Raw genomic sequence first — 13618 nt, forward strand, 5'->3', positions numbered from 1 at the left:
TCTCCCGTGGCGTTCAGGACCTGGATGCGGTCCACCACGGTGCCTATGATCCGGTTCAACCCCGACACGGCCGAGGAGATATCCCGGCCCATCTCGCCGATCTCGTCGTGGCCCCGGACGGTGACGCGGGCCGTGAGGTCCCCCGTGGCGAGTTTTTGCGAGACCTGCCTGGTGAGGCGCACCCGGTTGACCACGTGCCGCGAGAGGCCGATGGCCAGGACCAGGGCAAGGACCAGGCTCACTGCGGTTGCTCCCAGGAGCAGGCGCATTCCTTGAGCGGCGTTGGCGTTCATCACGGCCACCGTCTCCAGGACCTCCTGGTCGATTACGGCCTGGGCTCGTTCGGCAGCACTCTCGTACTGCTGCTGATTTCGGATGAAGCCCTGCCGGAGCGTCACGTTGTCCCGGCCGGCCGATTCAAAAAAGTTCAGCCTGTTATCCACCATGGTTCGCATGGACATGGAGAAGGTTTGGAGTTGTCGCAGAGCAAACTCCGCTTCCTCCGACGAGGCGGGAAGAAATTCCTGACCCTCCACAACGCCCCCTTCAAGAATTGCCTCCAAATATTCGTTGGCAAGGGTCGAGAGCCCCCGGACCCGCTCAAGCTCCCGGGTGTCTTCAAATCCGGCGATCACGTTCTCGAGCAACAGTTGGGCCTGAGTCACAGCCAGGCGGGAGCGCATGATAGCGTAGAGATGAGGGTTTGCCTGATCGGTGATTTGCCGGGCATCCTGGTGGAGGCGGGCAATCCGGAGGGCCCCCGTTCCGCCGGCCCCGAGGATGATCAAGGACAAAGAGCCGAAGGCAATGAGCATCTTGGCACGCAAACGAAGATGAAATACCGGAGGTTTCCGGCTCTGTGTATTGGTAGCTACTGTGGTTTTCTTGCTTCTCTGTTTCGATGTCTGAAGTCCCATAGAACGTAAGTGTAATATAGTTTTTGTCATTTAGAAAAGTAAATTCTGTGGGGTTTGTCTGATTCGCCGACTGAAAGCGCTGGTGGCGGTGGTCCGGGCAACCTGGTGTCCGGTGTCCGGTGTCCGGTGTCAGCTATACAGGATTTACGCCAAAAAAAAGTCCGCCAGTGTGATTCATTACACTGACGGACTTTATTGTGCGGCAGAGAGGACTTGAACCTCCACGTCCTTGCGGACACTAGCCCCTCAAGCTAGCGCGTCTACCAGTTCCGCCACTGCCGCGTCAGAACGATGCGCAAGATATCACGCCCTCCAGAGAGTGTCAAGGAGTTCCGGCGCATCCCCGTTTATTTTTGCTGTCCGGGCTGTCTTCGTCGAAAAGAGTGGCTTCCAGGAGATCCAGTTGCTGCGAAAGCAGGTCCAGGGCCAGCTGAATCGGCTCCGGTTGTGCCATATCTACCCCTGCGGCGTTGAGGGAGTCCAGGGGAAAGCGGGATCCCCCCGAGCGCAGGAACCGGAAATAGTCATCCCGTTCGCCGGGGCCTCCCTCAAGAACTCTTCGGGAGAGGGTTATTGCTGCCGAAATCCCTGTGGCGTATTTGTATACATAGAAAGAGCGGTAGAAGTGGGGAATCCTCAGCCCTTCCAGATCAAGCAAGTCAGGGATTTCCAGGGTATCGCCAAAATAGGCCAGGAGAAGATCCCGGTAGGTCTGGCGAAACCAGTCAACTGTGAGGGCTTTTCCCCCCTCCACGTGGTCGTGGACCAGTTTTTCGTACTCGGCGAACATGGTCTGGCGAAAGAGCGTGGCCACAATATCATCGACGTGCTTGCTGATGAGATAAGCCCGCATGGAGCGGCTCTGTTCCTGCCCCATGAGATGGTGCACCAAGAGTTGCTCGTTGAAGGTGCTGGCCACTTCAGCCTCGAAAATCGTGTACTGGTAGTGCTGAAAGGGATTGTTGCGTACGGAATACCAGGAATGCATGCTGTGACCCGCTTCGTGGGTCAAGGTGAACATATCCCGCAGGGTGTCATCCTTGTAGTTCAGAAGGATATAGGGATCGCCCCGGTAGCTGCCCGCTGAGAAGGCTCCGGACCGCTTTCCCTTGTTCTCGTAGCGGTCAACCCACCCTCCCAGGAGTCCTCCCCGGAGGGTAGTGACGTACTCCTCTCCGAGGGGGGCCAGAGAGGCCAGGACCGTTTCAACAGCTTTCTCGTAGGGATTGTTGACCGTGATAGCCGGAACCAGGGCAACGCGCGTGTCCCAGATCGCAGGGTCTTTCAGGTGAAGAGCCCGCTTTCTGATTCGGTAATAGCGGTGCAGCAGGGGAAGGTTTTTCCGTACCACCGCCAGGAGATTCTCGTAGACCCTGGAGGGAACATCGTCAGGAAAGAGTCGGGCTGCCAGGGCTGAAGGGAATTTCCGCACCCGGGCCCGGTAGACATCGAGGTTGACACTGCCGGCATACAGTGCGGCCAAGGTGTTCTTGTGTTGATCAAAGGAGCGGTAAAACTGGTGGAAGGCTCGTTCCCGCACCGACCGGTCGGGATGCTCCAGAAGGCTGCCAAAACTGGATTGTGTCAGGCTCCTGGGGCCTTCCGGGGTTTCGACCTCACCGAAATCGAGATCTACATCAAGAAGGGCGCTGAAAGCTTTGGAAGCGGTCTGGTTTGCCTCCTGCTGCATCGCCAGGATACGTTCCTCTCCGGGAGTGAGGGTGTGAGGCTTGTAGCGTAGCACCCGATCCAGAGTAATACGGAACTCTTCCAGTCGGGGGTCTGCCAGGAGTTCTTCCATTCTGGAGTCCGGGATCTGCTGGATCTCGGGTGCAAAAAAACTTGTCGCTGCATCAAGGCGGGACGCTGTTTGGGTATATCTGCTCAGACGGTCCTGGTTCTCGCTGTTTCCTGCATCTTCGGAGTGGCGGAGCATGGCGTAGTAGCCCAGCCGCTCCTCGGTTTCCTCAATTCGGGTTTGTAACTGGAGCCAGGCCAGGAGGGTGTCGGCCGATTCTGCGAGCTTGCCCGGGTAGGTCTGAACTTCGGATTCCAGGCTCGAAAGACGGCACAGGTCTTCTTCCCATTGTTCTTCCTTCTGGTACAGTGACCCCAAATCCCATTGATGCTCACGGGGGATATCGTCCCGGTTCGGTACAGTAGTCATGTCAGGACGATACGGGAAGGGGCCGGACTGGTCAACCAGGGCGGCGGTCCCGGTTGGCACCGCCGCGTGCGGGGAATTATTTACCGGAGACGCTGATCCAGTCTGCTGCCCGGGCAAGTGCTGCCAGGGCTTTGGCCCGGTGAGAAATCTGGTCTTTTTCGCTCTGGGAAATCTCGGCCACCGTCTCGCCCCGATGAGGCAACAGGAAGACCGGGTCGTAGCCGAATCCCGTTTTCCCGTCCCGGGGGATCTTCACAATTTCTCCGTGCCATGTTTCCTGAATCTGGAGATAGCGATCATCCTCATAGAGGAGGACAGCGTTGCAGACGTAATGGGCGCCCCGATCTTGATGATCCTCCAGTTCCCGAAGGAGCAGGGCATTTCTGCCGGTATCATCCAGGGGAGGGGCGTCAGGGGTGTTCCCGTAACGGGCAGAGTAGATGCCGGGCCGGTTGTCCAGGGCATGGACGCAGATCCCGGAGTCATCGGCAAGAACTGGCGGTACCTGGGATCCGCAGAGGGCGTGCAGCTTCTCTTTCACTGTTTCAAGAGAGGCGTCCAGAGACGTTCCGGGAAGAAGCTCGCCACGAATCAGCGCAGCGAGCCCCCGGGCTTTCAGAAGAGCGTTGGCAGCGAAGGTATCTCCATCCTCGACCACGTCAAAGGAAAATCCGAGATCGCAGGGTTGAAGAACGGTGACTGTCGCCCCGAGGTGTTTCAAAATCCCATCTATTTCCCGGCGCTTGTGCTCGTTGTTTGAGGCAAGAAGAATATGCATTGTCCGATGCTACTGTGTTGCCAGGGATGATGCAAGGCGTTTGCTAAGGTTGTGGAGAGAGCTGTCCACTGTTCCCTTGGGAACCCCCAAAAGAAGAGCAACTTCCTTGTTTGAGAGGTGAATATTTTGCTTTTTCAATCTCTGGATATACAAGAGCCAGAGTTTCCGGTGGTGATTGCTTCGCCGTTTCAGTTTCTCCCGGATAGGGGGGTAGAACTCTTCCTGCAACTCCCGCTCGAAGTGCAGCATGGCCGAGTAATGTTTGTCCCGGCGTTCCTGAAAAATTGTTCTTCGCTGGGCCCGATCGGCCCGATGGTGGCGGCAGTATTCTCCTATGGCAGTCATCCAGGACAAGGGGAGATCAAAGATGTGGGAAAAGCTCTGGCAGTCCTGGAGAGAGAGGAGGGGGACGTTCTTGCAAAAGAGATAGAGCAGTTGTTTTTTCAAGGCCTCCTCGGTTCCTGCTCCCTGAAGACGAATGATTTCCGGTCGGTGCGTGCCATAGTGAATGGTTTGGTCCATCTCGCTGACAAGTTCAGGAATCGAAGAGACGCTTCCGGAGCTCTCCGAAAGGTATACATGGCAGTTCCTGTGATCAATTTTCTTTCGCATGTACTCCCGGCTGCTGTGGTAGAGGGTCGTCGCCAGGTACCCCTCGAAGGATGCGCCCTGATCCTGGTAGGTTTCTGCCATCTTTACCAGCCGGGGATAGAAATCGGCGATGATCTCTTCCATCTCTTCCGTGTCCAGACGATGCCGTTTTCCCAGGACTCTCCTCATGAACTTCAGGGCCTCCGCTACAAACCGGTCCCAGGATATGGTCTGGCTCTGGTAACCTCTGTAGTATTGATCCAGTGATTTCATCTATATCCTCCTTTATAGAGGATATGCAAAAATCATGCCAAAAATTTCTGCATGCCCATGGAAAAGAAGTTGTTAAATGAAAGGGGAAAATGAAAGTTTCGAAGTATTAACGGGGAAGAGGGTTCCTCAAGCGATCCCCAGCAGGGACTGCCTGAGGCGGGGAAGAAACTGGTTCAGGGGTTCTGCAACAAAGGCACCAGAGGCCTTTTGGTGTCCGCCGCCCCCAAAGGAAGCGGCCAGGGCACCCATATCGGTTGAGTCGGTGGCGCGGAAACTGATCGCACAGCCCTTTGGTTTTTCTTTTACCAGGACAACAACCCGGACCCCTTCTACAGCCAGGAGGAGACGATAGAGGGCATCGGAGTCGCGGTGTCGACCGAATTCCTTTTCATCGCCTGCTGTCTGGTATGTGAGCAGAACCGATCCCTCCAGAAGACGTTCGGACCTTTGGAGAAGCCGGGCAATGAGCTGACGGCTCTCCCAGGAGCGGCCCGATGAGAGAAAGCGATCGGTCCCCTGGGGTGATGCGCCCCTTTGTGCCAGTTTTGCCGCCGTGGTAAAGGCAATGTGCTGGTGGGGTGCCAGAAACCGGAAAAAGCCCGTATCGGTGACGAGGCCCAGAAAGAGCCACTCCGCTTCCTCCCGGGTTATTTCAAGGCCAAGGCCCTGAATGAGGGCGGTGGCGAGAATTGTTGCGGCCGGAACCTCGGGGAGGATGAAATGCACTCCCTGAAGTCGTTCTCCGCTGGCGTGGTGATCCACAACCGCCAGAGGCAAATTGAGGATCTGTTCTGCCATGGATCCGAGCCGGTCTGCGCTGGAGCAGTCAACGATGATGGCCGCCTCCGGCACCAGATCAGAAGATGCCGTGGCCCGGGGCGGGGATTCAGGCCCCGGCAAGAAATAGTGCTCAAAGGGAGTTATCTCGTGCCGCTCGAAGGGGCCTGCATTGACAAGAAGGACCTCCTTGCCCAAGCGTCTCAAGGCGCTTCCCAAGGCAAGCTGGGTTCCCAGGCAGTCGGCGTCGGGTTCTTTGTGTCCTGCAATCACAAAAGAGGAATGCCGAAGGAGAAAGTCTATTAACTCCTTCGGTACCTCGAGAAGGGTGTCCTGTGGCATGCTGCTCCTGCTGCGTCAGTAGACTATACGAAACTCGTCGCTCTCAAAGGCGTCGCGGGGATCCTGACTGCTGGGCAGGGCTCCCCACGTTCTGTGAGTGCGACTGGATTGAACAACGAGACGAAGGTGCGAGACTTCACCGTTCCGGTAAAATACCGTGAGATAGGGTGCGCTGGGATGCGATGTATAGATTATCTCGGCCTTGCCCGCTGCCTCGGTGAACCACCGGCCGGGCATATAGACTACACCCGGATAGAGGTCCGAACGACTGTAGATGACCTTGTAGCCGAGCCTGTGGGGATATACTCGCTGAACCTGGACGGTCATGGCCAGTAAAGAAGAATCGGCTCCTCCTTGATCCTGGGCGAAAGCCGGAACTGCCAAGAGAAGAAAGAACGAAGAAACTGCCAACGCCTTGATTGTTCTCATAGTAAATATAGTACTACGCGAGTCCCAGGGAAGCAAGCATCACCGCTTTGATTGTGTGTTTTCGGTTTTCTGCCTGATCCCATACCCGTGAGGTGGGCCCGTCAATCACCGAAGGGGTCATCTCGTTTCCCCGCACTGCCGGGAGACAGTGGAGGAATATTGCCTTCGGTGCCCGGGCCATCACGTGATCGGTTACCTGAAACGGAGAGAGCAGCCCCGTTCGTTCTGCTTCCTGGCCCTCTTCACCCATGGATACCCACACGTCGGTGTAGATTACCTCCGCCTCGGGAGGGAGGGACTGGAGATCGTGGTGAACGGTGACGGTGCCGGGATAGTCCTGGCGGGCTGCCACTGTTGCCAGCAGGTCCGGGTCCGGAGCAAGTTCTGGCGGGCAGATTATGTGGTGGTGCAATCCCATGGCAACGGCTCCTACCAGGAGACTGTTGCTCACGTTGTTTCTGCCGTCGCCGCAATAAACTGAGGTGACCCCTTCGAGCGCGCCGGTGTGCTCTTCTATGGTAAGAAGATCGGCAAGAGCCTGGGTTGGGTGCCACTGGTCAGTGAGCCCGTTGATCACAGGGACCCCGGCATGGCAAGCAAGTTTTTCTGCGGTTCTGTGGGAGAATCCGCGAAACTCGATAATATCGAACATTCGCCCCAGGACACGGGCGGTATCCTCCACGGTTTCCTTGGCTCCCAGTTGGATGTCTGCACTGGAAAGAAAAACCGGATGGCCTCCTTCCTCGCCAAAGGCAGTCTCGAAAGCTGCCCGGGTGCGGGTGGAACGTTTCTCGAAAAGCATTGCCAGTGTTTGCCCCCGAAAGCGCTGGGGGCGTTCCGCCGTGGCCTGTTCCTGCTTGACCCGGTGAGAGAGATCCAGGAGATAGCGGATCTCCTCGGGGGTGCAGTCTATAAGCGCCAGAAGAGATTTTCCTTCAAGAGATTTCACGAAACGGCCTCCTTTATATGTGCTTCAGCATAGGTGTGCTTCAGCATAGGTGTTCCAGAACGCATTTGCCAGACATGCCCTCTGTCAGGGCTCCCTGGTTTTGATTGTTTGGTTACTGGGGTTACTGGGGTTGCTGGGGTTATCGGGTGAGGCGGGACTATCCTGTCGAGGTTCTCCCGTTTCTTTCCGGTCAGAAAAGGCGATGGGGATAATCTGGTCTACCTGGTCAACGTAGAAAAAGGTGAGGCCTCGAGTGTTTTCCCTGGAGAGGACCTCCACATCGGCCTTATTGCCTCGAGGGAGTATAACCCGGGAGATTTCCCGGCGCTGCGCTGCCAGGAGCTTCTCCTTGATTCCTCCTATGGGAAGAACTCTTCCTGTCAGGGTGAGTTCGCCGGTCATGGCCAGATCATCATCAATCGGCAGTCCCGCCAGAAGCGAGTAAAGCGCCGTGTAGACTGTAATACCCGCCGAGGGGCCGTCTTTGGGGATCGCTCCCTGGGGAACATGTATATGGACCGATTGAGATGTCCGATCAAAGGCCAGGGTTTCCGAAGCTGTTCCCGAGACAATTCTGCTCAGAGCTATGCGTGCGCTTTCTTTCATCACATCGCCCAGACTTCCCGTGAGAACCATTTCGCCGGGCCCCTTCAGGAGCGCGGCCTCCACGGAGAGGACCACGCCACCCGTTTCGGTCCAGGCAAGCCCCTGGACCCGTCCGGGCGGGTTTTCATCGTGTTTGTCCAGATCATGACGATATCGGGGTGGCCCCAGGAGTCGGGCGATCGTTCCCGATCCCAGGGTTTTACTGTAGTCGGCAGGCGATGTTCCTGCCTCAAGAAGTTCCCGGGCCAGTTTTCTCGTTACCGATGCGATCTCCCGTTTCAGACTGCGAACGCCGCTTTCTGTGGTATACTCCGTGATGAGGGTGGTGATCGCGTCTTTTCTGAAGACGATCTTGCTCTCGCCCAGGCCGTTTTCCTGAATTTGTTCGGGAATGAGGAAGTCCCGGGCGATTCGGCGCTTTTCCGGCTCGGTATAACCAGGAATCTCGATGATCTCAAGGCGATCCCGGAGCGCGGCGGGAATGGTATGAAGAGAGTTGGCTGTGGTGAGAAAGGTGACCTGGGAGAGGTCAAAGGGAATCTCGATATAGTGGTCAGAAAAGGTGCTGTTTTGCTCGGGGTCCAGAACCTCCAGGAGTGCGCTTGAGGGGTCTCCCCGGAAATCGGTTCCAATCTTGTCAATTTCATCCAGGAGGATCACCGGGTTGTGTTCCTCTGCGCGTTTCATGGCCTGAATGATTCGGCCGGGCAGGGCCCCCACGTAGGTTCTTCGGTGCCCCCGGATTTCTGCTTCGTCCCGCACGCCTCCCAGAGAGAGTCTCACGAAGGATCTTCCCAGGGCTCGGGCAACGGAGCGCCCCAGCGATGTTTTCCCCGTTCCGGGGGGGCCCACAAAGCAGAGAATAGGACTCTTTATCTCGGGATTCAGGGAGTGGACTGCGATGTATTCCAGGAGACGGTCCTTGGGTTTTCGCATGTCGTAGTGGTCTTCATCCAGAACTTCCGCTGCTCGATGAATATCAATGGATTCACGGGGCGCCGGTTCCCAGGGGAGGTCAAGCAACCAGTCGATATAGGTTCGAATAATGCCCGATTCGGGCGAGACAGGGGGCAGTTTTCTGAGGCGATCCATTTCCTTGGTGACGCGCTCGGAGACGGCCTCGGGGACGGCTTTTGCCTTGAGCCGTTCTTTTATTTCCCGAAGGGTATCATCTTCAGAAGGATCCTCGCCGAGTTCCTTGTTGAGTTCCCGGATTTGCTCCTGAAGGAAGTAATCTCTCTGGTTCTTTTCAAGGCGTCGGCGTACCCGATCCTTTATGGAGCGTTTCAGTTTGAGTAGCTCCACCTCGCCGTTCAGCAAATCCGATACGTGGTGGACCCGTTTTATGGTGGACCGCTCCTGGAGAAGCTGGAGTCGGCTCTCGCTGTCAAAGGAGACGTAGCCGGCCACAAGATCAGCGATCCTGTCGGCGCTCTCTGCGGCCGCCACCTTCCGCTGCACATCGGTGGTGATCACCCCCGAGAGAATAGCGTATTCCTTGAAAGTATCCTGGATAACGCGAACCATCTTCGGAAGGATTCCTCCGGGATCGGCTCGGTCAGGGGTGATCGCCTCGGTGCGGGCCAGAAAGAGATCTTCCCGTAGAGCTGTGGTCTTTCGGGAGACGCGTTCCTGCCCCTCCAGCATAACCCGCACAGCCCCATCGGGCATCTTCATGAGCTGTACAATGTGTACAATCGTGCCGGCAGGGTGGAGCATTTCCGGCGAGAGAGCTTCTCCCGGGGGAGGGGCCTGGGGGTTTTTCTGGGCCACGGCCAGGACCTTCCTGTCGCTTTCCATGGCCTGGCGGATCGCCGCTTTTCCCTCGGCTCGGGTTATGACCAGTGGAAGCAACATCCCGGGGAAAAAGAAGGTCTCTTTCAGGGGGAGTAGCGGAAGCTCTGGGTGCTCCCGCTTCCCGGGGATGAACCTCATGCGGATTTCTGGATCAGCTCAATAGTAGGTTTTTGTCCCTTGAGGATGTCATCCTTCGTGATTGCCACGCGTTTTTCTCCCTCAATGGAGGGAATTTCGTACATCACCTCGGTCATGATGCGCTCGACGATGGCTCGCAATCCCCGGGCTCCCGTTTTGCGGGTAAGAGCCTGTTCTGCGATCGCTTCCAGAGAACCTTCCTCAAAGACCAGGTCTACATTATCCAGGCGCATTGAAAGCTGATACTGTTTCACCACGCTGTTTTTTGGTTCTTTCAAGATGCGTGTCAGGGCGGTGATGTCCAGATCTTCCAGGGTAACATGGATTGGCAGACGGCCCACAAACTCCGGGATCAGGCCAAACTTGATCAAGTCGTCCGGGTGAATCTGCTTGTAGAGGCTGATAAGATCCTTCTCGGCCGAGGTCTGGACATCTGCTCCAAAACCCATGGGTTGCTTGGAGATTCGGGAGTCAATCACCCGATCAAGACCTACGAAAGCCCCCCCCACAATGAAGAGGATATTGGATGTGTCGATGCGGATCATCTCCTGGCTGGGGTGCTTCCGCCCTCCCTGGGGAGGAACCGATGCGCTGGTGCCTTCGATGATCTTCAACAGGGCCTGTTGCACACCTTCACCGCTCACATCCCGGGTGATCGAAGCATTCTCGCTTTTGCGTGCTATTTTGTCGATCTCGTCGATGTAGATGATCCCCCGTTCGGTGGCGGAAATGTTCCCTCCCGCTGCCTGGTAGAGCTTGAGGAGGATGTTCTCCACGTCCTCTCCAACGTAACCGGCCTCGGTAAGGGTCGTTGCATCGGCTATTGCAAAGGGGACTTTCATCTTGCGTGCCAGGGTCTGGGCCAGAAGGGTTTTTCCTGTTCCCGTAGGACCGATCAGGAGAACGTTGGATTTTTCCAGTTCTACCTCATCCTCCAGATCAACTTTGTGGCTGATCCGCTTGTAGTGGTTATAAACCGCCACAGAGAGGATTTTCTTTGCCACATCCTGGCCAATTACATAGTTATCCAGGTACTCCTTGATCTCCTTGGGGCTGGGGACAGTCTCAAGAATCGTGGAGGTCAGAATGTCATCTTCTTCGTCGATCATGCGCTTGCAGACATTCACGCACTCGTCGCAGATGTAGACGCCTGGTCCGGCGATCAACCGCCGGGCATGCTCGGCCTTTTTCCCGCAGAAGGAGCAGGATTTTCCGGTCTCATTTTTTTGTTTTATCATTATTACCTCGGACAAGAATTTCGTCTGCGATTCCGTATTCGACGCTCTCCTGGGCTGACATGAAGTAGTCCCGCTCCAGATCCTGGGCGATCTTGTCCGCTGCCTTGCCGGTATGGTGTGCAAAGTAATCGATCAGCATTTTTTTCAGCCGGACGATTTCGCGAGCCTGGATGCCGATGTCCGTTGCCTGCCCCTGGACTCCGCCCCAGGGCTGGTGAATCAGAATTCTTGAGGAGGGGAGCGCCCGTCGTTTTCCGGGAGCTCCCGCCGTGAGGAGAAGGGCTGCCATGGACGCCGCTTGACCCATGCAGATCGTTTGAACGTCGGGCCGGATGTACTGCATGGTGTCATAAATTGCGAGGCCTGCCGTTACAGATCCTCCGGGGCTATTGATGTAGAGGCTGATGTCCTTTTCCGGATCCTGACTCTCGAGGAAAAGCATCTGGGCCACCACAAGGTCAGCAACGGCGTCGTGGATCTGACCGTCCAGGAAAATGATCCTGTCTTTCAGGAGGCGGGAAAAGATGTCGTAGGAACGCTCACCGATGCCGGTCTGTTCTACAACGATCGGCACCAGGGTATTACTCTGTTCATTCATACTCGGAAACTTACCCATTCTCGGCCATCAAGTCCAGATATTTGATCTTTTCGCCGGGAGTCACGGTACTTTTTTCCAGGAGCCGGTCAAAGAGCGTGCGCTCGGCCAGGTCCTGTTTAACGTAGGAAAGCATATTTTTGTTCCGGTAATATTCAAGGATCGGTTCGGGGTCGGCCTTTCGCTCCTCGGCGTCCTTGCGTATCTGATCTTCAGCCTCGGCGTCGCTAACCTCGATTTTTTCCAGCTCAATCAGCTTCTGGGCGATCAGGCTTCGCTTCAGTCGTTCCAGGGCCGAGGGGCGCCACTCGTCAAAGATCTCATCCCGGGTCTTCCCCTGGAAGGCAAGGAGTTGCTCAAGCTGCTCCGGTGTTGCATGGTACTGCTCGGCCAGTCCGCGCCAGCTGGACTCCAGCTCCGTTTGAACCATGGAGGCGGGGACCTCCAGGGCTGTGTTTTCGGAGATCTGCTTCATGAGCTCATCGATTTTTTGAGCCCGGATTTTTTTCTCGGCGTTTTCTGCAAGGCGCTTCTTGATGTCCTTTCGCAGATCCTTGAGTGTTTCAAACTCATCGCTCACATCCTGGGCAAATTCATCGTCCAGTTCGGGTACGTCGCGCTGTTTGATCGTGGAGACTGTTACCTGGAGGCGTTTTTTCTGGCCCTTCAGGGATTCATGGTCGTCTTCCTGGGAGTACTCTTTCTCGATGGTCCGTGTTTCGCCCCGGGAGAAACCGATGATATCCTTGTCGATGCGGTAGAGGTTTTCTTCTTCCCCCACAGTGACCGTCAGGTCTTCCTGCCGTGTCCCATCCAGGGGCGATCCGTCCTCATCGAGCTCTTCCAGGGTTACCGTGGCGATATCGCCTTTTGCGACGGTGCCGTCTTCTTTCTCGATGACCAGGGCATTCTGCTGACGGAGTTCTTCCAGCTCACGGTCTTCATCGGCTTTCGTGATAGAGACTTTGGGCTCTGCCACGGTGAGGCCCTCGTAGGTTCCCGGGGTGACTTCGGGGAAGACATCGTAGGTGACGCTGAAGGAAAGGGGGGCGTCCAGGGTGAGCTCCAGATCTTCTTCTACCAGGGACGGGCGCGCATAGGGGAGGGGACGCTCTTCCACGTCCTTCAGGGCCTCTTCCAGGCCAGCCTCAAGAAGGTTCTGGAGCGCTTCTGCACGGAAGCCCTCTCCGAAACGGCGTTCCAGGAGATCCCGGGGGACTTTGCCCTTGCGGAATCCCTTGATCTGAGCCGATTTTGCGTATTTTTTGACGAGGTCGTCGTAGGCCACCCGGACTTCATCCTGGGGTATGGTAATGTGTAACTGTACCGCCGAGTTTTCAAGTTTCTCGATCTTCTTTTCCTGGATCATCTGTAACCCTCTCGAACATACCAGATTTCAAAATAGTAACAAAAAAGGCGATTCGGGGATTCCCGAACCGCCTTACTATAGAGAGAGCGAGAGACGGGATTCGAACCCGCGACATCCACCTTGGCAAGGTGGAGCTCTACCACTGAGCTACTCTCGCAAAAACGGCTCGCATGACGCGAAACCCGGAGCGGTGGTTGTATGGGAAGACCATCGGACTGTGCGTCCCTTCCGTGCGAGAGAAGGGACTCGAACCCTTACGCCGTTCCGGCACCAGATCCTAAATCTGGCGTGTCTACCAATTTCACCACTCTCGCTAATGCTAGCCAAAGGCCTGCATTATGTCAAGCACCTGCAGCATCTTTGTGTGCTGCTTTTTGCCAGCCCTGAGCCGTGAAGGGATCGAACCTTCGACCCGCAGATTAAGAGTCTGCTGCTCTGCCAGCTGAGCTAACGGCCCTAAAAGTGTTGTACGCCCGGCAGGATTCGAACCTGCGACCTGCGGATTCGAAGTCCGACGCTCTATCCAGGCTGAGCTACGGGCGCATCAACAGGGTGGATGACGGGACTTGAACCCGCAACAACCAGAACCACAATCTGGCGCTCTACCATTGAACTACACCCACCGTGTGTGGGGAGGAATATGCCGTGTTGC

The 13618-nt window shown here is 56.3% G+C and carries 11 protein-coding genes and 6 tRNA genes; all 17 read right to left on the reverse strand.

All coding sequences use genetic code 11. The features are described 5' to 3' along the window. The coding region (locus tag BW950_RS01665; protein WP_159438701.1) for a HAMP domain-containing protein at positions 1–827 on the reverse strand (827 nt) is incomplete at its 3' end. 288 nt (positions 828–1115) lie between these two features. After that, positions 1116–1199, reverse strand: a tRNA-Leu gene (locus BW950_RS01670). 40 nt (positions 1200–1239) lie between these two features. Then, on the reverse strand, positions 1240–3084 hold the full coding sequence (gene pepF / locus BW950_RS01675; protein ID WP_076487567.1) for an oligoendopeptidase F: 1845 nt from the start codon (positions 3082–3084) through the stop codon (positions 1240–1242). A gap of 76 nt (positions 3085–3160) precedes the next feature. Further along, positions 3161–3862, reverse strand: coding sequence for a non-canonical purine NTP pyrophosphatase (locus BW950_RS01680; protein ID WP_076487568.1), 702 nt, complete (start codon positions 3860–3862; stop codon positions 3161–3163). A 9-nt stretch (positions 3863–3871) separates the two neighbouring features. Then, the gene (locus BW950_RS01685; protein ID WP_076487569.1) at positions 3872–4726 is read right to left on the reverse strand and encodes a hypothetical protein; all 855 of its coding nucleotides are present in this window, start codon (positions 4724–4726) and stop codon (positions 3872–3874) included. 126 nt (positions 4727–4852) lie between these two features. Then, positions 4853–5845, reverse strand: a complete 993-nt coding sequence (locus BW950_RS01690; RefSeq protein WP_076487570.1) for a DHH family phosphoesterase — start codon at positions 5843–5845, stop codon at positions 4853–4855. Between the two features lie 15 nt (positions 5846–5860). Beyond that, on the reverse strand, positions 5861–6274 hold the full coding sequence (locus tag BW950_RS01695) for a hypothetical protein (RefSeq protein WP_076487571.1): 414 nt from the start codon (positions 6272–6274) through the stop codon (positions 5861–5863). A gap of 13 nt (positions 6275–6287) precedes the next feature. Continuing rightward, complete coding sequence (gene argF, locus BW950_RS01700; protein ID WP_076487572.1) at positions 6288–7223, reverse strand: ornithine carbamoyltransferase; 936 nt, start codon at positions 7221–7223, stop codon at positions 6288–6290. A gap of 84 nt (positions 7224–7307) precedes the next feature. After that, positions 7308–9764: an endopeptidase La gene (gene lon, locus BW950_RS01705; RefSeq protein ID WP_076487573.1), complete on the reverse strand. Its 2457-nt coding sequence runs from the start codon at positions 9762–9764 to the stop codon at positions 7308–7310. Further along, positions 9761–11002 (reverse strand): ATP-dependent Clp protease ATP-binding subunit ClpX, encoded by a 1242-nt coding sequence (clpX, locus tag BW950_RS01710; protein ID WP_076487574.1) that lies wholly within the window; start codon positions 11000–11002, stop codon positions 9761–9763. The genes lon and clpX overlap by 4 nt, the downstream gene beginning before the upstream one ends. Next, entirely contained in the window at positions 10983–11600 is a 618-nt protein-coding gene (gene clpP / locus BW950_RS01715; RefSeq protein ID WP_076487575.1) for an ATP-dependent Clp endopeptidase proteolytic subunit ClpP, read from the reverse strand. The genes clpX and clpP overlap by 20 nt, the downstream gene beginning before the upstream one ends. A 10-nt stretch (positions 11601–11610) precedes the next feature. Further along, complete coding sequence (gene tig, locus BW950_RS01720) at positions 11611–12966, reverse strand: trigger factor (RefSeq protein ID WP_076487576.1); 1356 nt, start codon at positions 12964–12966, stop codon at positions 11611–11613. A gap of 85 nt (positions 12967–13051) precedes the next feature. Continuing rightward, a tRNA-Gly gene (locus BW950_RS01725) sits at positions 13052–13123 on the reverse strand. Between the two features lie 74 nt (positions 13124–13197). After that, positions 13198–13280 (reverse strand) — tRNA-Leu (locus BW950_RS01730). A 70-nt stretch (positions 13281–13350) separates the two neighbouring features. Then, positions 13351–13423 (reverse strand) — tRNA-Lys (locus BW950_RS01735). An 11-nt stretch (positions 13424–13434) separates the two neighbouring features. Continuing rightward, positions 13435–13509, reverse strand: a tRNA-Arg gene (locus BW950_RS01740). An 8-nt stretch (positions 13510–13517) separates the two neighbouring features. Then, positions 13518–13589: transfer RNA gene (locus BW950_RS01745), tRNA-His, on the reverse strand. Between the last annotated feature and the right edge of the window lie 29 nt (positions 13590–13618).

This window comes from Alkalispirochaeta americana (genome assembly GCF_900156105.1).
GTDB lineage: Bacteria > Spirochaetota > Spirochaetia > DSM-27196 > Alkalispirochaetaceae > Alkalispirochaeta > Alkalispirochaeta americana.